22 protein-coding genes are annotated in these 22138 nt (G+C 48.7%); 12 read left to right on the top strand and 10 right to left on the bottom strand.

What is annotated here, in order from left to right; translation table 11 throughout:
- A partial coding sequence (locus WG89_RS31990) for a transposase (RefSeq protein ID WP_062260605.1) occupies nt 1-169 on the bottom strand: 169 nt, incomplete at its 3' end.
- A 151-nt stretch (nt 170-320) separates the two neighbouring features.
- Here WG89_RS31990 and WG89_RS06210 point away from each other — a divergent pair.
- Nucleotides 321-2528 carry an autotransporter outer membrane beta-barrel domain-containing protein gene (locus tag WG89_RS06210; protein ID WP_172806727.1) on the top strand — a complete coding sequence of 736 codons (2208 nt, stop codon included), beginning with the start codon at nt 321-323 and terminating at the stop codon, nt 2526-2528.
- Here WG89_RS06210 and nrdG read toward each other — a convergent pair.
- From nrdG to nrdD, 4 genes are all read right to left on the bottom strand, one after another.
- The gene (gene nrdG, locus WG89_RS06205) at nt 2525-3004 is read right to left on the bottom strand and encodes an anaerobic ribonucleoside-triphosphate reductase-activating protein (protein WP_062262887.1); all 480 of its coding nucleotides are present in this window, start codon (nt 3002-3004) and stop codon (nt 2525-2527) included. The two genes, WG89_RS06210 and nrdG, sit on opposite strands and share 4 nt — an antisense overlap.
- Nucleotides 3001-4452 (bottom strand): sodium:solute symporter family protein, encoded by a 1452-nt coding sequence (locus WG89_RS06200; RefSeq protein WP_062262885.1) that lies wholly within the window; start codon nt 4450-4452, stop codon nt 3001-3003. Before WG89_RS06200 ends, nrdG begins: the two co-directional genes overlap by 4 nt.
- Nucleotides 4449-4664 carry a hypothetical protein gene (locus WG89_RS06195; protein ID WP_062262881.1) on the bottom strand — a complete coding sequence of 72 codons (216 nt, stop codon included), beginning with the start codon at nt 4662-4664 and terminating at the stop codon, nt 4449-4451. Before WG89_RS06195 ends, WG89_RS06200 begins: the two co-directional genes overlap by 4 nt.
- An 87-nt stretch (nt 4665-4751) precedes the next feature.
- The gene (gene nrdD, locus WG89_RS06190) at nt 4752-6869 is read right to left on the bottom strand and encodes an anaerobic ribonucleoside-triphosphate reductase (protein ID WP_062262910.1); all 2118 of its coding nucleotides are present in this window, start codon (nt 6867-6869) and stop codon (nt 4752-4754) included.
- A 317-nt stretch (nt 6870-7186) separates the two neighbouring features.
- Between nrdD and WG89_RS06185 the strand changes: the two genes are divergently transcribed.
- The 3 genes from WG89_RS06185 to WG89_RS06175 all read left to right on the top strand — a co-directional run bounded on the left by WG89_RS06185 (nt 7187) and on the right by WG89_RS06175 (nt 11123).
- Nucleotides 7187-8521 (top strand): UPF0149 family protein, encoded by a 1335-nt coding sequence (locus tag WG89_RS06185; RefSeq protein WP_062262878.1) that lies wholly within the window; start codon nt 7187-7189, stop codon nt 8519-8521.
- A 286-nt stretch (nt 8522-8807) separates the two neighbouring features.
- Nucleotides 8808-10181, top strand: a complete 1374-nt coding sequence (dcuC, locus tag WG89_RS06180; RefSeq protein WP_062262875.1) for a C4-dicarboxylate transporter DcuC — start codon at nt 8808-8810, stop codon at nt 10179-10181.
- A gap of 150 nt (nt 10182-10331) precedes the next feature.
- Nucleotides 10332-11123 carry an SGNH/GDSL hydrolase family protein gene (locus WG89_RS06175; RefSeq protein WP_062262872.1) on the top strand — a complete coding sequence of 264 codons (792 nt, stop codon included), beginning with the start codon at nt 10332-10334 and terminating at the stop codon, nt 11121-11123.
- Here WG89_RS06175 and WG89_RS06170 read toward each other — a convergent pair.
- A complete protein-coding gene (locus WG89_RS06170; RefSeq protein WP_062262869.1) occupies nt 11115-12110 on the bottom strand; it encodes a CobW family GTP-binding protein in 996 nt (331 codons plus the stop codon). The two genes, WG89_RS06175 and WG89_RS06170, sit on opposite strands and share 9 nt — an antisense overlap.
- A gap of 155 nt (nt 12111-12265) precedes the next feature.
- Here WG89_RS06170 and WG89_RS06165 point away from each other — a divergent pair, with 155 nt between their 5' ends.
- On the top strand, nt 12266-12895 hold the full coding sequence (locus tag WG89_RS06165) for a hypothetical protein (RefSeq protein ID WP_062262866.1): 630 nt from the start codon (nt 12266-12268) through the stop codon (nt 12893-12895).
- A gap of 27 nt (nt 12896-12922) precedes the next feature.
- Here WG89_RS06165 and WG89_RS06160 read toward each other — a convergent pair whose 3' ends face one another.
- Nucleotides 12923-13360: a hypothetical protein gene (locus WG89_RS06160; RefSeq protein WP_062262863.1), complete on the bottom strand. Its 438-nt coding sequence runs from the start codon at nt 13358-13360 to the stop codon at nt 12923-12925.
- Nucleotides 13361-13525: 165 nt separating this feature from the next.
- Between WG89_RS06160 and WG89_RS06155 the strand changes: the two genes are divergently transcribed.
- Entirely contained in the window at nt 13526-15112 is a 1587-nt protein-coding gene (locus WG89_RS06155; protein ID WP_245662881.1) for an alkaline phosphatase, read from the top strand.
- Nucleotides 15113-15151: 39 nt separating this feature from the next.
- Here WG89_RS06155 and WG89_RS06150 read toward each other — a convergent pair whose 3' ends face one another.
- Nucleotides 15152-15574 (bottom strand): hypothetical protein, encoded by a 423-nt coding sequence (locus tag WG89_RS06150; protein WP_062262860.1) that lies wholly within the window; start codon nt 15572-15574, stop codon nt 15152-15154.
- 42 nt (nt 15575-15616) lie between these two features.
- Here WG89_RS06150 and WG89_RS06145 point away from each other — a divergent pair, with 42 nt between their 5' ends.
- On the top strand, nt 15617-15808 hold the full coding sequence (locus tag WG89_RS06145) for a hypothetical protein (protein WP_062262857.1): 192 nt from the start codon (nt 15617-15619) through the stop codon (nt 15806-15808).
- 183 nt (nt 15809-15991) lie between these two features.
- Entirely contained in the window at nt 15992-16663 is a 672-nt protein-coding gene (locus WG89_RS06140; RefSeq protein ID WP_062262854.1) for a hypothetical protein, read from the top strand.
- 4 nt (nt 16664-16667) lie between these two features.
- Here the strand turns inward: WG89_RS06140 and chrA are convergent, their stop codons facing one another.
- Nucleotides 16668-17843, bottom strand: coding sequence for a chromate efflux transporter (gene chrA, locus WG89_RS06135; protein WP_062262852.1), 1176 nt, complete (start codon nt 17841-17843; stop codon nt 16668-16670).
- A gap of 98 nt (nt 17844-17941) precedes the next feature.
- Here chrA and WG89_RS06130 point away from each other — a divergent pair, with 98 nt between their 5' ends.
- From WG89_RS06130 to WG89_RS06115, 4 genes are all read left to right on the top strand, one after another.
- The gene (locus WG89_RS06130) at nt 17942-18904 is read left to right on the top strand and encodes a LysR family transcriptional regulator (RefSeq protein WP_062262850.1); all 963 of its coding nucleotides are present in this window, start codon (nt 17942-17944) and stop codon (nt 18902-18904) included.
- A 147-nt stretch (nt 18905-19051) separates the two neighbouring features.
- Nucleotides 19052-19264, top strand: coding sequence for a Sec-independent protein translocase subunit TatA (tatA, locus tag WG89_RS06125; RefSeq protein ID WP_062262847.1), 213 nt, complete (start codon nt 19052-19054; stop codon nt 19262-19264).
- Nucleotides 19265-19353: 89 nt separating this feature from the next.
- A complete protein-coding gene (gene tatC / locus WG89_RS06120) occupies nt 19354-20109 on the top strand; it encodes a twin-arginine translocase subunit TatC (protein ID WP_062262845.1) in 756 nt (251 codons plus the stop codon).
- Between the two features lie 108 nt (nt 20110-20217).
- Nucleotides 20218-21024, top strand: a complete 807-nt coding sequence (locus tag WG89_RS06115; protein WP_062262843.1) for an MBL fold metallo-hydrolase — start codon at nt 20218-20220, stop codon at nt 21022-21024.
- On the opposite strand, the gene WG89_RS06110 is transcribed toward WG89_RS06115, so the two are convergent.
- Nucleotides 21019-22077: an AraC family transcriptional regulator gene (locus tag WG89_RS06110; protein ID WP_062262840.1), complete on the bottom strand. Its 1059-nt coding sequence runs from the start codon at nt 22075-22077 to the stop codon at nt 21019-21021. The genes WG89_RS06115 and WG89_RS06110 overlap by 6 nt on opposite strands.
- Nucleotides 22078-22138 lie beyond the last annotated feature (61 nt).

Raw genomic sequence — 22138 nt, 5'->3', positions numbered from 1 at the left:
GAGGATAAGGAGGTCTTCCGTTGCCACGCTTAGGGTAATAGGGCTCGATTACGGCCTCTAAGCGTTTCCATGGAATCAGAACCTCCATTCTTTCAAGAAAAATTTCCCTACGAGTTCTGCGTCGCTTCTGGCTGAATTCACTGTCGGAAAAAGAGAGTTGTTGGTCCATGACTACCTCTGATCAAGCTGCTGAGATTATTATCTCATGATCAGGGACTTATTCGCAGGTTCCCTATGTAACGAACGTCTAAAAAAACTCCATCTATAATATGCATCAATTTTCACATCTGATGGATGAATTCGTTATAAAAAAACTTTCTATGCAGCCAGTCAGGCAATGGGTGCTGATACCGCTTGGTTTTTTCTTCGCTATTGATTACCCGATTCAAAGTAGAGCTGAAGATATTGGGCTGCACTACAGTGCGACAGCTGCCGCTTTTACACTGGCGGGTGGTTTGATCGGAACCCTGATTCAAACATCGGGGCGATACCCTGCGCGCACAGAATTTCCAGATGATCTTAAGAGCTGGTTGAAGGATCAGGATACACGATGCCCTTCCAACTTCAGCCTGATCCCGGAAAAGAGCAGAGAGATTTTTTCATACACCCAGACAGAGAATCTGCCGGTCAGGGAGCAGGAGGAGTGGAGGGGGTCAAGAGCCGTCGCCCTCAGGTTTACCGGCGGTGTGTGTTCTCCTGTTGATGAGAAAGTATGTTTCTTACCTGAAGAAAAGGGTTTTGTTTTTCCTGCTGAACCCCAAGAGATCAGGTTCCGGGGGAAAGGTGAGCTAGCTCTATACAGAGAGGAAGCTGAGCATCGGGCTGCCAGGGATCAAATGCCTCAACCAGACCCCATAGTGATTCAAAAGGTGGCTTTACCAGAAGCTAAGCGTAAACAAAGACCCATTGAGTCCATTGGAGAAACAGTTTTTACTGCCAACCCAGATAAGGTGCTTGAATTCAGGCGGCTTATCAGCCGCTTCCCGCAGCCTGGAGAGCAGAAAGAAAGCGGTACTGCCAAGAAATTCTTGAAGAAAAGAGTGACTGAGAGGACAACGTTAAATACGGGCTACACGTCTCCGAATAATGGGCGTCACTTTAAAAATCGGGTGCGAAAAAAAGCGGTCGATTTCTCTTCGGCACCTGAAACATTGAAAGTACGAATGCCCAGGAGTGACATTGAATCTGCAGAGCTGGGTATGCCCGATTCTCGTGCGCGATTGTTTGGCAATCTTGTTGCTAGACAAAGCCCTCTGGAAGAGCCTGTCGATGAATTGAAAGTGGATGGCTGGGATCAGCGTACTTTTCAATCGCCAAAGGGTGAAAGTCAGATAGCAACCAACATATTGTCAGAGGACATTCATCAGTACTCTGACGTGAGTTGGGTAGTCGAAGAGTCTGAATCTGAGGTCATTACGGAAAAGACGGAAGATATCGGACCTTATGCACTGGCAGGTGTTGAAGAACGGAGTTCCGCAGACTTCCCTCTGAGTGCGTCGACTCTAACGGGTATCAGAACGGCTGCCAGTTTTGAGCAAGTGTCAGGGTTGATGGCTCTGGAATCCATGATGGGGCTTCATGAGATCATGTCTATCTACCGGACCGGCAGTCATTTCCGGCCTGGACAAGTGAGTATTGATGGTTTCAGTGGCGAGCTGCAGGCCAATATCAACCAGGGGCCAGTATTCTTTGATCATGATCCCGGTGGATTGCACAGTTTTGTGCAGGTCTACGGAGGGCAGGGAGATTTGACCCAACAGCAGGATGGGCAGTCGTTTTCTGGCTATGGTCTGAACTTGGGGCTTTTTACCCCTTTAACGCCCTCACTTGTGGCGGGTGCATTTAGCAGCGTTCAAAAAACCGGGGTGAGCCAGCATAAAGTGTCCGGATCGGGGTCTGATGAAACGATTCGACTGGGGAGTTTTCTTTCGTTTCATCAAGGGCGATATTTGGCCAATCTGGCTTTTTATCTCACAGCCAGTCATTACCAGTACCGCCGATCAGACGACGAAGGCTCCATTTTATCCTCGGACTTTGGCAGTTTTGGACGCAATTTGTATTTTGATCTGGGCTATGAGCTGCCTCTGAATTCAAGGCATCCCGGACTAACCTTATCGCCCCAATTCAGCCTGCTTTTTACAGACTCGGACTATGATCATTTCAAGGAAAAAAGCACCAGTGCTGAAGCTCTGACATTGAAGTCCAGCCATTTTCGCCAGTGGATTGGAAGGGTAGGGTTGGAAAGTAGCATTCTGTTAGGAGAACTCAACCATCCCTGGCAACTGCGAAGCTGGCTGGGCTATCAGCAACAAAGTATTGATTCCAAAGGAGCCCCTTACGAGCTGGGTAGTCAATTCCAAAAAGCAGCGGATATGCCTTCCGGTATTACTGATCAGGGTGTTTATTTTGGGTTCTCCCTAATGCCATGGGCCGGTGCGAAGACTCAGGTGATGCTGAGTTACTCTGGCGTACAGGCTCATAAAAGCCACAGTGACAGTGCAAGGGTTTCTATAGAGTATTTATTTTAGAGTGGCTGCCCATGTTTGAGTCTTAAGATTCTCTGGTTGGAACTGCCTCGCCAAGCTAGCGACAAGTCTCGTTTATCCTCTTCATACTTGCCGTCTATGAGCACATCCACAAATTCAACCACCGATTTTTGTTGGGGGGAAAGGGTTTCCAGTGTGTAGCCGGTCCAGAGCCAGGTATTTTTTTCCGGCAGTTCTGTTTTCACTCTTTTAACCAGATGCAATATGTCATTGAGGTTTTCAGGAAACAGCGGGTCTCCCCCCGAAAGAGACAAACCATCCCGTGGGATTCTGGTGTCACTCAGATCGGCAAGAATCTGGTCTTCCATAGCCTGAGTAAAAAGATGCCCTTTGTTGGCATCCCAGGTAGAAGAGTTATGACAGCCTTTGCAGAAGTGTTCGCAGCCTGAGACAAACAGTGTGCATCGGGTTCCTTCACCGTTCACGACATCAAGAGGGTAATACTGCTGGTAATTCATAGGCGAGGCTTCGAGTGATTGAGTCCGGTAGCGGGCGATTGAAAAAAGTAGACGATGCTGAGAACCAGCAGGTTTGCGGCAAGGGCGATGAGTCCGGCATTGATGCCCCAGAGGTTTTTCATGCCCAGAAAAATCGCTGTAAACAGTATGACCACACCGGTGATTAGTCCGGCAAGGACTGCACCGGAACGAATTCTGGGCAGATGCAGGGCAATGACAAAAGCCGGGAAGCACTGCACCAGCAGCTCCAGTTTGATGACGATCAGCCGCCAGAGCGTGATATCTCTGTTCAAGGCGCAAAGGGTAATGGCGGCCATCACGGCAACGGCAATAACATAGTCCTGACGTAATCCCTGTCGTTCGGAATAGTGGGGAATATCATGTCGGAGCATGGACACCAGAGAGAGCAGAACTGAGTCGGCAGTAGACATTATGGCAGCCAGAATAGCCAATAAAACAATCGAGGCGGCAAAGCCATTCCAAAGGCTGCTGGTGGCCCATTGTTCCAAAAGCATGGGCAGAACCTGATCGACATTGCGGATTTCAGTGTGAGCAAATAATGAAATGGAGCACCAGCCCACCAGAAGCACGACCAGATTGGTAAAGAGCCCGATAACACCCAGGGCGCCCACGGAGCGGTTCAGGGTTTTGGTACTGGATGAGGCAAAGACTCTCTGCAGGGTTTGGGGATAGACCACAACAGATAATGCCCCCAGTAACATGATACTCAGCCAGCGAATCTGAACATTACTATCGGGTACAGCTACTGTTTCAGGGCGCAACTGACTGACGCTGTTGCCCAGTGCTGTGATCCCTCCACTGTTTTCAATCATCCAGACAATCAGAAAGACAGAGCCTGTAAACATCATCAATCCCTGGAAAACATCTGTCCAGGCGACAGCTCTCAATCCACCGATGGAGTCATAAAGCAGGATGACCAGAGCAAACATTATGACTCCCACCGTGTAAGGAATGGCTTCGTCAGTAATGACTTCCAGAATCTCTCCTGCTGCTTTTAACTGGGCAAAAAGAAAGTTGGCCATGGTCAGGCAAAGGCAGATCGCTAGCATTCTTCGCAGGATCAGTACGGTTAGGTCTTTCTGGAATCGAAAGCGTATCCAGTCGCCAGGCGTCACAAACTTCTGTTGAACTGAAATGGGTCTTAATTTTGGTACCAGAAAGTGAAAGCTGGCAGCAATAGCAGCCCAAAGACCCACCGTTAATACCCAGTGATAACCATGTAAGTATGTCTGTCCGGTATAGCCCACCAGAGTGTTACCGCTGAACGCTGTGGCATAGAGCGTAAAAAACAGCACAAAGAATCCCAGTGATCGGCTGGCCAGATAATGATCCTCGGCTTTATCGCTCTGACTGGCCTTTCTGGCCCTGATACACAAAGGTATCAGCACCATAAAGTAGGCCAGGGTTAGCCACAGGGACAGGCTCATGGATCAAGCTCCTGTGGATCTTCTCTACTCAGCCAGAGCAGAAGGTTAATGAAGATCACCACGACATAGCAGGTTAACGCTATAAGGACCCAGTCCGGCATCCCCAGATAGATGACAGGCTCAGTTCCCGGCGTTCGATACCAGGGAACTGAGAGAATGAGCAGAAAAAGCATCAAAAGCTGAAGTGCTGTGCGCAGTATCTTGTTTTGCATAGACAGCCTTGAGCGATAGGTTATGAAAGGATTATCGCCAACAAACAGGAAAATGTAGCACAGCCATCATAACGGCTTAAGGTTTTCCTACAGGTGTTTAACCCGGCGAACCACTTCTTCCTGTTTGCCCTTGATGAATGGGCGACTGTTAGGTTGACCAAGATAACCACAAACCCTGCGGGTCACAGACATTCTGGAAGAGTCCCGGTTTTTACACTGAGGGCATTCAAAGCCACGTGCAGTAGCATGAAATTCGCCTTCATAGCTGCAGCTGTAGCAGACATCGTTGGGGGTATTGGTGCCGTAATAGGGAACCTTGTCGTAGGTGTAGTCCCAGACACTTTCCAGAGCTTTCAGATTATGGACCATGTTGGGGTATTCCCCATAGCAAATGAAGCCACCACTGGCGTATGCCGGATACTCCATCTCAAAGTCGACCTTGTCATAAGGGGTAACTTTCTTTTCAACATCAAGATGGAAAGAGTTGGTGTAGTAACCTTTGTCGGTGACACCTTCAATCACCCCAAACTCTTTGCGGTCCAGCCGGCAGAAACGGTCGCACAGACTTTCGCTGGGGGTGGAGTAAAGGCTGAAGCCGTATCCGGCTTCAGCCTTCCAACGACTGACAGCTTTGTCCAGATACTTAACAATGTTCAGACCTTTCTGGCGCAGCTCTTCACAGTCGTAAATATCGCCCTGACCATAAAGTGCATGGATGGCTTCATGGATACCAATGTAACCCAGTGAAATGGAAGCCCTGCCGTGTTTGAAAATTTCACTGACATTATCTTCCGGATTCAGTCTGACACCGCAGGCACCTTCTACATAAAGAATGGGAGCCACCTTGGCTTTGACCTTGTCGAGTCGCTCGATCCGGGTCATCAGGGCATCTTTAGCCAGAGACAGTCGCTGATCCAGGCGTTGGAAAAAGTCTTCTTCGTTTTGACTTTCAATGGCGATTCGGGGCAGGTTCAGGGAAACCACGCCGAGGTTATTTCTGCCATCGTGAATAAGCTGACCGTTCTCTTCGTAAGCACTCAGGAATGAACGACAGCCCATGGGTGTTTTGAAACTACCAGTAACATCCACCAGTTTGTCGTAGTTGAGAATGTCCGGATACATCCGCTTGCTGGCACATTCCAGCGCCAGCTGCTTGATGTCATAGTTAGGGTCTTCCTTGGAAAAGTTAACCCCTTTGCGAATACCAAAGACCAGCTTGGGGAAGACCGGGGTTTTACCATTGCGACCCAGACCACGAATACGATTCTTGAGAATGGATTGCTGCACCAGTCTTTCCTGCCAGCTGGTGCCTAGACCGAAACCAAAGGTGACAAAAGGGGTCTGTCCATTGGCGGTATGAAGGGTATTTACTTCATATTCCAGAGCCTGATAGGCATCGAAGCAGTCTTTTTCAGTCCGCTCCATGGCATAGGCTTTGGCTTTTTCCTCATCATCTATCCAGCGCAAGCCTTCTTCCAGGTGCTTCTCAAATGTCTTGGTGACATAGGGTGCATGAATACGGTCAATCTCATTAATACTGGTTCCGCCGTAGATGTGGCTGGACACCTGAGCAATGATTTGAGCGGTAATAGCTGTGGCGGTAGTGATCGACTTAGGCGTTTCGATTTCGGCATTACCCATGCGGAAGCCCTGGGTCATCATGCCTTCTATGTCGATCAACATGCAGTTGAACATGGGGAAGAACGGGGAGTAATCCAGATCATGATAATGCAGCTCACCACGATCATGGGCTGCTGTAATATGTTTGGACAGAATATGCTGTTTGGCATAGTGGCGAGCTACAACACCGGCCAACAGGTCCCGCTGTGTCGGAATGATCTTGCTGTCCTTGTTGGCATTCTCGTTGAGCAGTTCTTCGTTGTCCTGATTGATAATGCTCATGATTTCCTGACTCAGGGCATTTCTGGACTCACGCTCAATATCCCGGGTATTGCGATACTCAATGTACTTTCTGGCAGCATCTTTATAGGCACTGCGCATCAGCAGTTCTTCGACCAGATTCTGAACTTCGTAGATATCTACCCGCTCTCGCTTGGTAAAAGTCAGTTCCACTTCTTTGGCCAGCGAGTTGGCGAAAGCTTCATCCCTGATATGGGCATCATTCAAGGCACTGGCCACGGCTCTGGCAATACGAGGGGCATCAAATGGCTGTCGTGAGCCATCACGCTTGATGATGTCGGTCATCCAGTACAACTCCGAAATACAGGAATAGGGAAGATAGAGCTGCCTTTTCCAGGGCCGGACTGTTTATTCTCAGTCAGACTCCTGGACTCATCAGGTAGTGGTTGTGGCAGCAGGGAGGCACAATATATAGTGTTGTCTTGACGTCTATTATCCGTGAAGACCGATAGTTTTCGATGTTAATTATCTAATAAATACGTGTTGTACTTCAGATCTTCAGTTTTTCTGCGGGCTGTGGAGAGCCTCGGAGATGTTGGATTAGCCAGACTGATCTACTATGATTGCGAGCCTTTCTATACGGATCACCCTCGGATATCTCCATGAGTCCCTATACCTCACCCATTTCTGAACTTCTTGGCCTGGGCTACTGCGACTGGCAGGAATGGACGGATTACAGCCGTTTCGAATTTAACGAGTCGCATATTCCAGAGCTGCTGAAGCTGGCTCAGGACTGGACCTTTTTTGATCATGATGATGCCGACACAGTTTGGTCACCCGTCCATGCCTGGAGAGTTCTGGGTATTCTCCAGGCCAAAGAGGCGGTAGAGCCTCTGCTGGAGCTGTTCTACAAGGATGATGAGCACTTTGTTATTGCAGAATATCTGCCTTCAGCCGTGGGTCGCCTTGGCTCAGTCGCTAAGGATCGCCTGTGGAGCATTTCCAGAAATGCAGAAGAAAATGAAGATGCACGGGATCTGGCTATTGAGTCCCTGCGCTGGAATGCCACCTACCATGACGCGGATCGTGAAGAGACAGTGGCAGGATTCCAACAGCTGCTTGAAGATCACGAAGATGATGAGATTTATCTGAACACAGCTTTGACTGGCGCTCTGATCGACCTGCACGGTAAGGAAGCTGCAAAAGCGATTCGTGATGCTTTTGATCGAGGCAAGGTAGACCGCGAAATTCATGGTGATGTTGAAGATGTGGAAATTGAGCTGGGTCTGAGAGAAACCCGTTCCTTTATCCCTGACTGGCGTTTTGACCATGCCCAAAAGCAGATGCTCGAAGGTATGCTGGCAGAGCATGGCAATATGTCTTACCAGGAAGTGGAAGGTTTTCTGTTTGGTATCTGGGGCTCACCTCAGAAGGTACCGCCCAATCGCTGGTTGAAAAAGATCTTCGGTGACTCTCCCACTTTTGCAGGTGAACAGGAAGAAAAAGACGCTCATCGTATACTGTTTAACCTTTATGACACCATTGAGCGTTCTGTTGAAATGGGGCTGGACATTATTCCTGAGGATTGCCAGTCAGAAACACCGGGGGACGAACTGTTTCCTAATCTGCAAAAGTGGTCCAAAGGTTTTGGGGAAGCCAATGCCATGCTGGTGAACTTCTGGGAAGAAGTCTTCCAGCACAAGGCCATGAAAGAGCTGGAAGAGTCCTGGACAGCCTGCACCATTCTATTGAGTATCTGGTCCAACCCTGAACAGCTGCTGGAGAAAGCCAAAAATCCAGATGGCCCCAATATCGAGAAGATGCTGTCTGCAGTGCCTTCTGTTGCCAAAGAGCTGGCATCCATTGGTTCAGGTGTTCGCACACGTTGGGATGCCATTATGGACACTCCAGACCCGGTTTCAGTGATCAAGATTGGTCGAAATGACCCATGTCCCTGTGGCAGTGGCAAGAAATATAAAAAGTGCTGTGGATCGTGATTTAAGCCGTTTCTTCCACTTTTAAGAAATACTCAGGAGCAGTTCTGAAATGAACTGCTCCTGGTAGCCATGCATAGAAAAAATCACTGCCTCGTAAAAATACTTCAGCAATCCTGCCTACAGAATAAAAGACTTTGGATGAGTAACCACAGGCCGTAACGGGTTTGTACGGATAGAGAAATTAATTGTTTACATAATAATTACTTAAGTTGATTTAGATCAATTATTAACCTCTTATCAAAAAATAACCTTACCCCCGAATCTTATAATTATTGGGGTGAGATGCATGGACATTCTCATAGTCATACCTGTCGTAGCTTTAGTTGTTTACGGCATCGTCAAAAACTTCAGTGCTTCTGCAACACTGGCCATTGCCGGTATGGTGTTGCTCAGTGCAGCTGCACTTATGGGCATTTCAGATATTCTGCCTGTTGATAAAACCACCGGATTTGCCCCATTCGACCTGTTCGAACTGATGAATGGTGTTTTCAGCATGCGTATGGCCAGTCTGGGTCTGACCATCATGGCCTGTGGTGGTTTTGCTTCATACATGTCTCACATCGGTGCTTCTGAAGCTCTGGTTCGACTGGCAGTAAAACCTATCCGCGGTTTCAAATCACCTTACCTGGTGCTGTCCCTGGTATACCTGGTCTGTGTCGTTCTTCAGATGTTCGTTACTTCAGCAACAGGCCTGGGTTTGCTGTTGATGGTGACTCTCTATCCGGTACTGCGCAGCATTGGCTTGAGCCCGGCTTCTGCCGCTGCCGTGTGTGCTTCCCCAGCCGCTTTTGAAATCGGTGTGACCCAGGTGAATGCCAACTTTGCCGCCAGCCAGAGCGGTATGGATATCACTGAATACTTCCTGGGTTATCAAGCCTGGGTGACTGTGCCTATGGCGCTGATGACGGCTGCTCTGCATTTCTTCTGGCAGCGTCGTTGTGACCTTAAGGATGGTTATATTGCGGCTGATCATGTAGGTGCTACAGATAATGCGGAAGACGAAGAAGAGAAGCCAAAAGCTCCTGCTATCTACGCTCTGCTGCCCATGATTCCTTTCGTTCTGCTGCTGGTCTTCTCCAAGATGATGGTCACTTCCATCAGCATGAGTCTGGTGGCTGCCATGCTGATCAGTGTGTTCGCGGGTATGCTGTTCGAACTGATTCGTAAGAAGGACGTTAAAGAGTCTCTGTCTGGCTTTGACAAGTTCCTGGCTGGAATGGGTGCCGTATTCGGTCCTGTAGTAGGTCTTATTATCGGTGCGGAAGTGTTTGCCATGGGTCTTAAGCACATTGGTGCGATTGACTCTCTGCTGGGCTCTGCTCAAGGTCTCGGTATTGGCGCTGCCTTCATGGCCGTCTTCATGGCGGTACTGATTGCTATTTCTGCAATCATGATGGGTTCCGGTAATGCGGCCTTCCTGTCTTTCGCTACTCTGGCGCCAGACGTAGCCAAAAGCTTTGGTGTTCCAGCGGTCAGCATGTTACTGCCCATGAACTTTGCCGCCAGTATGGGTCGAACTATGTCACCTATCTCTGCGGTGGTGATTGCCTGCTCCGGTATTGCCAAGATCTCTCCCTTCGAATTGGTGAAGAGAACAGCTGTACCTATGCTCGGATCATTTGTCCTGGGTATGGGTCTGCACCTGATTCTGTTTATGTAACAGCAACAGGCTTTGTTCTGAAGCGGGATCTCTTTGAGGTCCCGTTTTTGTATCTGGAGGAAAAGTGGCCGTATGTGTGAAAAATGATCCGGACTGGCCGATAGGTTAGTAGATCAGCACCTGCTATTGGATATCCGCACCGGAGGCATCATGATCAATCGACGTTCTCTACCTGAAAAAGTAAGTGATCACTTGCTTTGGTGGGGAGGTCTGTCGATGCTGCCGGTACTGGCTGCCCAGGGCATGAAAGTCAGAAGAACTATCCTGCGTTTACCCCCCGCTGGCCCTCCTTTTTTTGGCTCCTCAAAAGGTGGAGATAAGGACTTTTATCTCTATGTAACCGGTGAATCCTCTGCTGCTGGCGTAGGGGCTCTGACCCACTCCAAGGCATTAAGTGGATGCCTGGCCGATCGTCTGAGTACTGCTCTGGATATGAATGTTCGCTGGCGTGCTATTGGCAAGAATGGCATCAAGGCTGAAGAGCTTCGCAGGGATATCTTTCCAGCCACTCTGCTGCCAGCCCTGAAAGATGGCAGGGCAGATCTGATCGTGATTGCCCTGGGTGTCAACGACGCCAAAGGTGTTACACCCAGAAAGCAATGGCGCAGAGATGTTTGTGGCATGATCAGTGATATCCGGCTTTATTCCCAGACACCGATTCTTCTGGCCGGTTTGCCACCCGTGCAAAAGTTCTCGGCATTACCCAGCCCTCTCAGTAAGGTCTTGGGAGCAAGGGCTCGATTGCTGGATCGTGATCTGGCCAGGATTGCCGAGCAATGGCAGGGAGTACTTCACATGCCGATGAGTGGTGAGCTTGATGTAAACAATCTGGCCAGAGATGGTTTCCACCCTTCTGAAAAAGGTTATGCGCTCTGGGCGGAAAGCCTGGCCAGTGGCTACCTGGCTGATCTTAACGTTGAGCTGGAAGAGCCTTCACTCTGAAGCGGGCACCAGTCCGGCAGAACGACACAAGTGTTCTTCAATATCGTCCCATGGCAAAGGCTCGTCATGGATGACCTCAATCCTGCTGTTATCACATTCATCCAACTCCATAATGCTGACTACCCCGTCCTGGGCGTTGAAGGCTCTGGACCCCTGGTTGGTGTGAATTACGGCTTTCAGGCGCTTGGCCGGAATGCTGTTGAACAGGTGAAAGAGAGCATCGAAGGAGAATGTTAGCTTGGAGTTATAAAGCCAGCCGCAGCTGAAATGCCCTTGCCCCTTGTTTTCACGCCGAATAAACAGTTCGCCTTCGGGTAATTGCAGAGGCACAGTTTCTGGCATGGAACTGTGATTGTGGTGGGCGTCCGGATGCAGGGCAACCTGATGACCTTTGGGAAGATCCAGCCACTGATATTCCAGAGAACCCTGTTCCACCCAGGCTGTCATGAACTTCTTGTTCTGCATGGTACGACAAAAGTCGTCAAAACGTTCCCGGTCAGATTCATCGCAGCAGTCGGTTTTGTTGGCAACTACGACATCGGCCAGAGCAATCTGGTCCTGGAAGTTTTCATTTTCCAGATAGCGCGAATCCTTGAGGTTTCGAGGGTCCAGCAAACAGATACTGGCCTTAAGGTCGAGGACCTCTGAATAGTGCTCACCGGATAAGGTTTGCAGAATCTGTTCTGGATGACCCAACCCGGTAGGTTCAATCAGAATACGATCGGGTTTGCTGCGGGCGATCAGCATATTCAGGCCAATCTGCATGGGAAGCCCTGCCACGCAACACATACAGCCGCCAGGTACTTCCCTGACAACAGCACCCTTGCCAGCCATCATGGCGCCATCGATGCCAATTTCTCCAAACTCATTCACCAGTACTCCCCAGGTCTCATTCTTGGGTTTATTGGCCAGCAGGTGGAGGATAGCAGTGGTTTTACCAGACCCCAGAAAGCCGGTGATCAGGTTGGTAGGGATTGATTTACTCATGACATCTGAAATTGGTTGGTTTGTTACAATATAACGTTTTTGTGACGAGTGTGGGAGAAGAATTTCGCTAAGGTTCTCTATTGAATGGAATAAATCGGAGAATTGTCGATAGTTAAAGGTATGGGATTTTCAGCTCTCAGGGAGGAGAGTGAGTCATGGGCGGACCAGTAGATTTCTTTAGAGGCTTGGTTGGAGCTTCACCTTCTCAGGGCTCGGGAAGAGTCAAAAGTAAAGCAAAGTCGGGGCAATATGGTCATCGATCGGCTCAGGCTGTAGAAGGGAAACCTATCCTGAAGGCATCAAGAGAGTACATTACTGCTCAAGCAGACAAGCTGGAAAAAGAAGCAAAGAAGTTTCGAACCTCACAGGTTCGAGAGCCTAAATTAGCAAAGGTCAAGGAGCTTCGTAATCTTGCAAAGCAAGCTAAACCCAACGAAACGCTGCACAGTGAAAAGCGACTAGAAGACGTTAAGGAAAGAAGAGCTCAAAGACACAGAGAGCGTAATCCCGGGGTCATTGATAGAGCAAAGAATTTTGCTGGAAAAGTCGTAGAAACTGTTGCTCATGAGGTGGAAGAGCTTGCTCATGATTTCAATGAGGGGGTTAACTGGCTAGACAGAAAGGTTCGGATTGCTGATGAACAGAAAGTGTTAAAAAATTTGCTCAAGAAGAGAGAGCAAACGCCTTGGTTAAAGCATCCTATTGATAGGTTTAATCTATGGTTGGATATCCGTGAGCAGAAAGCTCAAATAGAAAAGCTGGAAGAACAAAACAGGCTTTCTTGAGGTCAGGCTCGAAATCAGCAAAGCACTTCATTTTCTTAGTGCTTCCATATGCACACCCAGCCTCCAGATAATAAACAAACCCACCAGTGTGGCGGCTGATTCATTGATCACTTCTGACTGCTCCATCGGAGCTAAAGCCAGCGTCAGGAATATCGGCAGGCTGAACACCAGCGTTCTCATCGTGACTACCCAGCCAATGGAAATCAGCCGGGTCCAGAACTGTTCCCCTTTTCGGCCACCATTGCACAACCAGGCATAGAAAATCGCTATTACTGGAATCAGAAGCTCTATGATTTCAAGCCAACCACTATGGGTAAAGCTGTCATTGATGTTCTCAGGGAAAAAGCCCAGGGTCAGAAAAGCCAGCCAGCAGAATGCGTAGATATAGGTTTCCCTGCCCGTAAGAGGTTGCTTCTTCAGGCGGTCTTTGAGCCAATCAATATTCCAAAATACTACGAACTGCATAATCGTCACCGGGTTTTGAGCCTATGGATTATAGATGCTCAAGACGCAAGAGAGTTCCCTGACTCAGGTAACAGCTTTTTAGCAGTGAATCTTTTGGGTTTGTAATCTTTTTGTCATCAAACCGCCTTAAAGTGCGCCCATCTGATCATCCAACGGTGAAGTACTTTGAAATCAAAGACCGTTTTCGCAGCTCTGGGCCTGGGTCTGATGACACTGGCAAACCCTGTTCTGGCTGAGACCAAAATCAAGAATGTCATTATGCTGATTGGCGATGGCATGGGTCCACAGCAAATGGGCTTGCTCGAAGCCTATGCCAGACAAGCACCGAATTCCATTTACAAAGGCAATCCAACCAGCCTTTCTGAGATTACTGCAGCGAGCACCGTTGGTCTCTCCATGCATAACCCGGCTGATGCTCTGGTTGTTGATTCCGCAGCTTCTGCTTCGCAACTAGCCACAGGTACTTTTTCGCCTTCAGAAGCCATTGGTGTTGACGCCAGAGGCGATGCTGTTGAAACCGTTCTGGAACTGGCTAAAAAAGAAGGTCGCGCAACCGGCCTGGTGTCTGATACCCGCCTGACTCATGCGACACCTGCAGCTTTTGCTTCCCATCAGCCTCACCGCTCCCTTGAGAATGAAATTGCGGTCAATATGCTGAAAAGTAACAGTGTTGACGTCATGCTCTCAGGCGGCTTACGTCACTGGGTGCCAGCTTCCGTCAACGAAAAAGGAGAAGCTTATGAGAGTGTTCAGTCCATGACAGGCGACGCTTTCAGTATTTCTTCCAAGCGAAAAGATGAACGTAATCTGCTGCAGGAAGCCAAAGATCAGGGTTATGAACTGGCTTTTGATCGTAAGCAACTGAGTTCTCTGGAGGACGGTCGAGTTCTCGGATTATTCAGTAATTCAGGCATGATGGATGGCATTGTTTATTCCCAGACTCGTAATGATGAAGCCCGCAAGGAACCTACCCTCAAGGAGATGACGGTTAAAGCCATTGATCTGCTTGAGCAGAACGACAAAGGTTTCTTCCTCATGGTTGAAGGAGGTCAAATTGATTGGGCTGGTCATAACAATGATGCCGGCACCATGCTGCATGAAATGATCAAGTTCGATGAAACCATCAAAGCCGTCTATGAATGGGCGAAAGGCCGTGACGATACTCTGGTACTGGTGACGGCTGATCATGAAACCGGCTCCTTTGGTTTCAGTTACTCTGCCGCTAACCTGCCAAAGGCGAAGAAGCTGCCGGGCGAAGTCTTTAAAGGTCAGGACTACAAGCCTATGTTCAACTTTGGTTCTGTCGATATTCTGGATGCTATGTACAACCAGAAGAAAAGCTTCATCGAAATCATGGGTGAGTTTTATCAGCGTCCAGCCAAAGAACAGACACCGGGAGCTCTGGCAGAAGTTGTGAATAATAACAGCGACTTTGATATTACTGCGGAACAGGCGGCTAATGTTCTGGCCATGGGCGAGAATCGCTTTCGTGATCCTGAGCATTCTTACCTGAAAGACAAGGAGCTCCCCGTAGTTAAAGACTTCAGTGCTTTCTATGTGTACGGCTCAGAAATTCAGTACAACCTGTTGGGTCGTGAAATGGCAGAAGAGCAGAATGTTGTCTGGGGAACCGGCACACACACCACCACACCGGTTGTTGTGATTGCCTATGGAAATGAAGAAGCTGCCAAAGCATTTAATGGCTTTATGCATCACACCGATATTGGTCAAAGGCTCAAGGCTTTGTACTGATGAAGTTGAGGCAGTAGTCCACTGACTACTGCCTTGCTATCACTTTTCAGGATTGAAAGAACAGACCGGCACACAGACCTGAAAACAAACCATCGCGTCAGCATTATGCCGACAGGCTGACTCACATTCGTTGAACGTCCCACCCAACTGCTCGCAGGTGCTCTTGTTCATATACTCGCACTCATTGTATTCAGGCAGCCAGTTGCCTCCTGGTTTGGATATGCATTCAAGTACTCTGGTTGGACCCGTAGCCTTGATCTGAACCGGATGGGATTCCATGACGGTGATATTGGAAAGAATGCCCAGCTTTTCCAGTTCCAGGGTTTGCTGCAGCACCGGATCGGGCACTGCGTCTACCCCAGCATAGGTTCGGGTTTCAATGGATTGATCGTTTGCCCTATAATCTGTGGCGCAGCCGGTTATTGCTGCGACCAGAAGCAGGGATAAAAGCCTTGCTATCATGGTCTAAACCCTTGGAAAAACATTAAAAAGGATAATGGAATCATGGCCAAATCCAAGCAAAAGAAAAAGCGGGGGCCTTCAGCGGTATTAAAGCTGATGCAGGACCCTATGTTCAGGCAGAGAAAGGAAAGAGACAAAACCAAGTATCGCCGTAAATCCAAACATGCAGGCCGGGGCGATTCCCGGCTGCATCAGAAAGCATTGAATGATTCAGTGTTTTCTCATGCAGCCTGATTTCCCGGTCAGATTTATATTGCAGTCAAACCTTATACCCCATACCGTTCGCACTGAGCCAGTCGAGGTGCATTCCCTGCATCCTTCTTCATTCCCCGTCAGGAGATATTCTTTCTCTGACAAAACGTCATGAACTATCCTGCTTATCACTTGATTTTTGAATGATGCTTCGTTGATTTTGTGATGAAACTCTACAAATGGCTGGCTTTTCTAGGCATTTTAAATGGTCTTGCTTGCTCCAATGTCAGGGCTGCCCAACACTTTCACTTTAGCCAGCAGGATTGCCATGCTTCATTTGCTGCTTATAGTCCTTATATGTGTGGGGTACTGTTTCATTCAAAAGAGATTGGGAGCTGGCCGATCAGTCATGGTGAGTTCCATGCCCCATTTTTTACGGCTTTTCTGCCTTTAAATCTTCACGCAATTATCTACAGAGACTACCTGGCTCTTGGTATGAGGCCTGACGTCATACAAGGCTATGTACAGGTAGGTTTCAGATTCAATATTGCCAGTCTTCAGGTGACAACAGCAGGCATTCCAGGCTTCACACCGCCTGGACCACAGGCTGATCTAATGAATCTTTACGACAACAAGCCTGTTTATTTTTTTCATCAGATCCAGCAAACCCCGCAACTGCCTTTTGAGGTTGATGAACACACGGAGATGGTCAGTCAGGTATCAAAGTGCAGAGAAGGTTCTCAGGAGTTACCCATAGCGATGATCTGTTTCTACAGGGATCTGATCAGAAAGGAATGTGAGCTGGAACAGCAAATAGAAGGGAAGATTTGCCTCAAGGAAAAAATCATCAGACTGCCATTCGTGGACAGCCTAATGAAAATGATTATAAAGCAGTAATTGCTCAGATCAGAAGGAAACCGATTCCTGCAAACAGTGGCACCATCCAGGCGATAGGCAGCTTCCAGACAGCCAGAAGCAGGTAGGCCAGTAGTGCCAGGGCAACATCCTGAGCATCCTTGATGGCCAGTGTGATAACCGGGTTATAGAAGGCAGCTAGAAGAAGACCTACTACCGCAGCATTAATGCCGTTAATGGCTGCTCTGAGTTTGGGCATGGCTTTCAGGCGATTCCAGAAAGGCCATGCTGCAGCCAGCAGCAGGAAGGAGGGTGAAAAAATACCGAACAGCGCCGCAAGAGCATGGGAGATGCTGTAGGTGCCGCCATACACGCCGCCCAGGAAAGGTGCCAGGGCAAACATTGGACCCGGAACAGCCTGAGCCGCACTGTAACCTACCAGGAAGGCGTCAGGAGTGACGCCACCTGGGTGTACAACTTCAGCCTGAAGCATGGGCAGAACTACATGACCACCGCCAAATACCAGAGCGCCCGCACGGTAGAAACTGTCAAACAGGCTCAAACTTGTTGAGTTCGAGAGATCCGCAACTACGGGTAAGACCAGTAAGCCTGCAAGAAAGAGCATAAGAGTGACAAACGCTTGTCGTTTACTGCCTTTCACCTGTGTGGTTTCTTCACTGGTAGACTGGTTTTTGTAGATAATGAATCCACAGGCTGCAGCCACAAGGATTACACCAATCTGGGTGAATACGTGGGGAAGAATCAACATGGCTCCGGCAGACAGAACAGCCAGTGTGACTCTGGGGCGATCCGGACAGAGTGATTTACCCATTTTGATCAGGGCATCAGCTACCACGGCTACGGCAAACAGTTTAATTCCCTGAAGAATGCCCATGGCTGCTGGAATACCGGATATTTCACTGTAACCCAGTGCCAGCAGGATCATGATCAGCGCGGAGGGAAAGGTAAAGCCCAGAAATGCAGCAATGGCACCTGGCAGACCTGCACGCTCAAAGCCAATGCTCATACCTACCTGGCTGCTGGCAGGTCCTGGAAGCATCTGGCACAGTGCAACAGTGTCAGCGTAATCTCTTTCACTCAGCCATTTGCGTCGCTCAACAAACTCTTTATGAAAGTAACCAATGTGTGCCGTAGGGCCTCCGAAGGAGTAGCAGCCCAGCACAAGGAAACGCCAGAAGACGTCAATAATCGAATGTCCCATAAGCTGTCCGAAATGTGCGAAAAGGTTTCGTATAAAAATTGCCCGTTATTGTATGGATAGCTGCATCATTAATCGAATCGATTCATTGAATTCAAGTTATGAACCAAATTGATGTCTCCCGGGTCGATCTCAATCTTCTCAGTGCCTTTGAAGCACTTTATGAAGAGCGCAGTGTCAGCAAGGCGGCCCAGAGAATGTATGTTGGCCAGCCTGCCATGAGTCACTCTCTGGCTCGATTACGCAGACTGTTTGATGACACCCTGTTGGAAAGACAGGGTCAGCAAATGCAGCCTACGAGAAGAGCCAGTGAACTTTATCCGGTTATCAGTCGTATATTGTCGGATATCAGGGAGCAGGTTCTGGAACAGACAGCTTTTGATCCGGTCAGCTGGCAAGGCTCTGTTCGTATAGGTCTGAACGATTACTCGGAAATGATTTATGCTGCCCCCGTTCTGGAAAAAATACGTTCAGCTGCACCTGAAGTCAGTGTCAGCTTTGTCACAGTCAACCAGAGTAACGCACACGAATGGCTGAAGTCCGGGAAGCTGGATCTGGCGGTAGGGCATTGGCCGTTACCTTCGGACGATTTCGCCGTGACTCCATTATATATCGAAAAGCATGTTTGTCTGTTTGATAACCAGGTGCTTGGCTTTGATATGCCACTCTCTCTGGAGGACTATTTATCCACAGATCATGCCCTGGTTTCTCCCGATGGGCAGTTATCAGGAAAGGTCGATGAATTGCTGGCAGAGCGAGGGCTGACACGAAAAGTAGCCCTTGGGTGTACCCGGTTTGTTTCCTTGCTGGAGCTGTTGAAAGGGAAGCCTTATATCAGTGTGGTACCGGAAGTGTTATCCAGGCTCGATAAAACAGACTCGCCGTTAAGTAAGTGTATTCCACCGTTATCGATACCTGATTTTGAAATAGGGCTGGCCTGGCGGGAGTCTGACAGTCATCACCCTGTTCTGAAATGGCTCAGGGAGCTTGTCGCCACTGTGGTAGAAAGCGAAAGGCAAAAAATTCGTGGTGAGGATGATCAAGCATCAAGGGTACTTGATTAGATAAGAGACAGTAGTAGTGTTCTGTGCAGGAAATGTGACCGGTTTTTCGCAACTGGCAGGCCTTATATTGAATCTACGGATTGTAGGAGGGCACTGCAGTTGAGTATGCTTTGCATGTTTACAGATTAACCATCGGAGGGAATAACAATGGGTCTTGGTGGAATCAGTATCTGGCAGTTATTAATTATTCTGCTGATCGTCGTTATGCTGTTCGGTACTAAAAAACTGAAGAGTCTTGGCGGTGACCTGGGTGGTGCAGTAAAAGGTTTCAAGCAGGCATTGACCGAAGAAGAGAACGATGCCGCTGTTAAAAAAGCTGCAGAAGATCAGACTCAAAAAGAAATTTCCCATAAAGCCTGATTTTGAAGTGTTGAGGGCTTTTTCGCCATAGGTGATTCATGGGGAACGCCCTCTACAGATAACTTGAAGGTTTGTCTGGATAAAAACGAATGTCATCTACTACAGAGAGCCGCGACGAGCAGCAGCCCCTGGTTCAGCATCTGCTCGAGCTTAGAACCCGCATTTTGCGCAGCATGGTGGTTGTGCTGATCCTCTTTGCCGGTCTTTTCTACTTCTCCAGTACGCTCTATGAATTCTTTTCGGAGCCTCTAAGGGCTTTCCTGCCGGAAGGCACCAGTATGATCGCAACGGATGTTGCCTCTCCTTTTCTGGCGCCCTTCAAGCTGACCATGGTGCTGGCTCTGTTTGCAGCGATTCCCTTTATCCTGAATCAGATCTGGGGATTTATAGCCCCGGGACTATACAAGCATGAGAAAAGGCTTGCAGTTCCCCTTCTAGCTGCGAGTGTCGTGTTGTTTTACGCCGGGGTAGCTTTTGCCTACTTCGTAGTCTTCCCGTTGATATTTGGTTTCTTTACCAGCACCGGGCCGGAGAGCGTCACGGTGATGACGGACATTAACAGCTATCTGAACTTTATCCTGAAGCTGTTCTTTGCCTTTGGTATGGCCTTTGAGATTCCCGTAGCCACGGTGTTGTTGATCTGGTCTGGTGTCTCAACGGTTGAGTCCATGTCCAAGAAACGCCCTTACATTATTGTGGGTTGTTTTGTGCTGGGGATGTTACTGACTCCACCAGATGTGATCTCCCAGAGTCTGCTGGCTGGGCCTATGTGGCTGCTGTTTGAAGTGGGTATCCTGTTTGCCCGGCTCACCAATCGCAAGAAGCCCGCTGAAGAAAAGGCATAAAGCGCTCCTGTCACCTTCAGTCAGTACAGGCTGAAGGTTTTGGCTATTGAGCCTTCACGTTGATCCGCTCAAACTGTCCTCCACTTACCAGAGAGGGCGGTGTGAAGGATGTCGGTTATAGAACGGTTTCAACATGAAGACCTGGAGGCGATTCGTGTTGGGCGATTCAACCTCGGGGTGAACACCAGTTTTATCGTTTACCGTCTGGGCGAAACCGTGATTGATACGGGCCCCAGCAATCAATGGCGTTTTCTAAAACCTTTCATTGCCGAGAAACCGCTCGAGCAGTTACTGATTACTCATCATCATGAAGATCATGCCGGCAATATTGGGCGAATCAGCCAGATGACCGGAGTGACGCCTCTTGCCCCGGAATTATCACTTAAAAAACTCAGGGATGGGTACGCAACGCCTCTGATGCAAAAGCTGGTCTGGGGGTATCCTGGCAAAGCGGAAGCAAAACCCTTACCTGCTTCCATGACTCTGGGCAGTGGCGAAGCCGTGGAAGCGATTTTTGCTCCCGGTCATGCCCGCGATATGACATGCTACCTTCTCCCGGAAAGGGGCTGGCTGTTCAGTGCTGACCTTTATATTGCCAACTACCTCAAAATGCTCAGGGCGGATGAAGATATCAGCATTTTGCTGGAGAGTACCCTTAAGGTTCTGGAATACGACTTTGAGCTGATTTGCTGCCCTCATAGAGGTCTTGTTAAGGATGGAAAAACCAGACTGCGGGAGAAGTATGATTATATTATCAATCTGGCGGGTAAGGTTCAGGCTATGCATCAGAAAGGCGTGCCGGTAACAGAGATTTCTGATCAGATTCTGGGGAAGGAGTCCTTTATTTCTCTGCTCAGTGGCTATAACTTCAGTAAACGAAATCTGGTGAAATCCTGCCTGGAAGTAAAGCTATAACCTGTCCAGACCCTTTCTGAATTGCAGTGGTGTGAATCCTGTCCAGCTTTTAAAAGCCCTGATGAACGAACTCGGTTCTGTGTAACCCGCTGCTTCAGCAATGTCTTCCATAGTCAGCTGATTATCACCTAAATGGTGAATGGCAATATCTCGTCGTATATGTGACTTGATGATGTCAAAACTGCTGCCCTCTTTCCTGAGACGTCGCCTCAGGGTCTGAGGGGTCAGAGACATTTCTTCCGCAAGTATTTCAAGGGACAATAATTGCCGTTGGCTGGCAAACGCTTCTTTTAATCGCCTTCGAACATCCATTGTCCACAAACCGCCGGCATCCAGAGGAAGAAAAATATCCATGGGAGCACGACGGACATAGCTTTCAACCTGCATTTCTGTTTGAACAACCGGATAGTCAAGGTAGTGGCGATCAAAGCTGATGCTGTTGATGTCCTGATGAAAAAGCACCGGAGCCCCATAGAACATATAATGAAGTTCTTTTCGGTACGGAGGAGGGGGGTGGTCGAAGCCAATCTGGTTCAAAATGAGTCGATCATTGCAAAACCAGCCACTGAAGCGGTGAATGACACTGAGCATTGAGCAGATCGCGTAGTCGTCTATTATGCTGTGTCCATCACGGCGTTTCATGGTGATTTGTGCAAAGCGTCGACCTGTTTTTAATTCATAGTGGAAACTGTTGGCAAACAGGTTATAAAAATCCAGACACCGTTCCAGGGCCTGCCCCAGATTCTGACTGTGCACAGCGGCCAGAGCCATCATCCTGAAACTGCCCAGCCGCATGGGAGACTGCAGCAAACCATTGGCTTCATCATTCATCACGCCATTGCAGTAACGGAGTAACTTAACGATATTTTCCAGCGGGAGACGACTTTCAGTATGCTCAAACACATCGACAGGTATTCCGCACTTCCTGAGCAATCTGGGAAGATCTACTCCCTGGGCTTGAGCCCCAGAGAGAGCGTGCTTTAGCAGCACTGAAGAGATGGTGATAGCTTTTGTAGTGTTCACAATAATATGCAGGTTGTAGCTGACGTCCAACTGTCACTTTCTGCTTATTTTTCATGAACAGAGCCGTCATTGTCCAGTGACAATTTCTCCA

Source organism: Endozoicomonas arenosclerae (genome assembly GCF_001562015.1).
Taxonomy (GTDB): domain Bacteria; phylum Pseudomonadota; class Gammaproteobacteria; order Pseudomonadales; family Endozoicomonadaceae; genus Endozoicomonas_A; species Endozoicomonas_A arenosclerae.
This window is presented reverse-complemented; position numbering and strand designations above follow the sequence as displayed.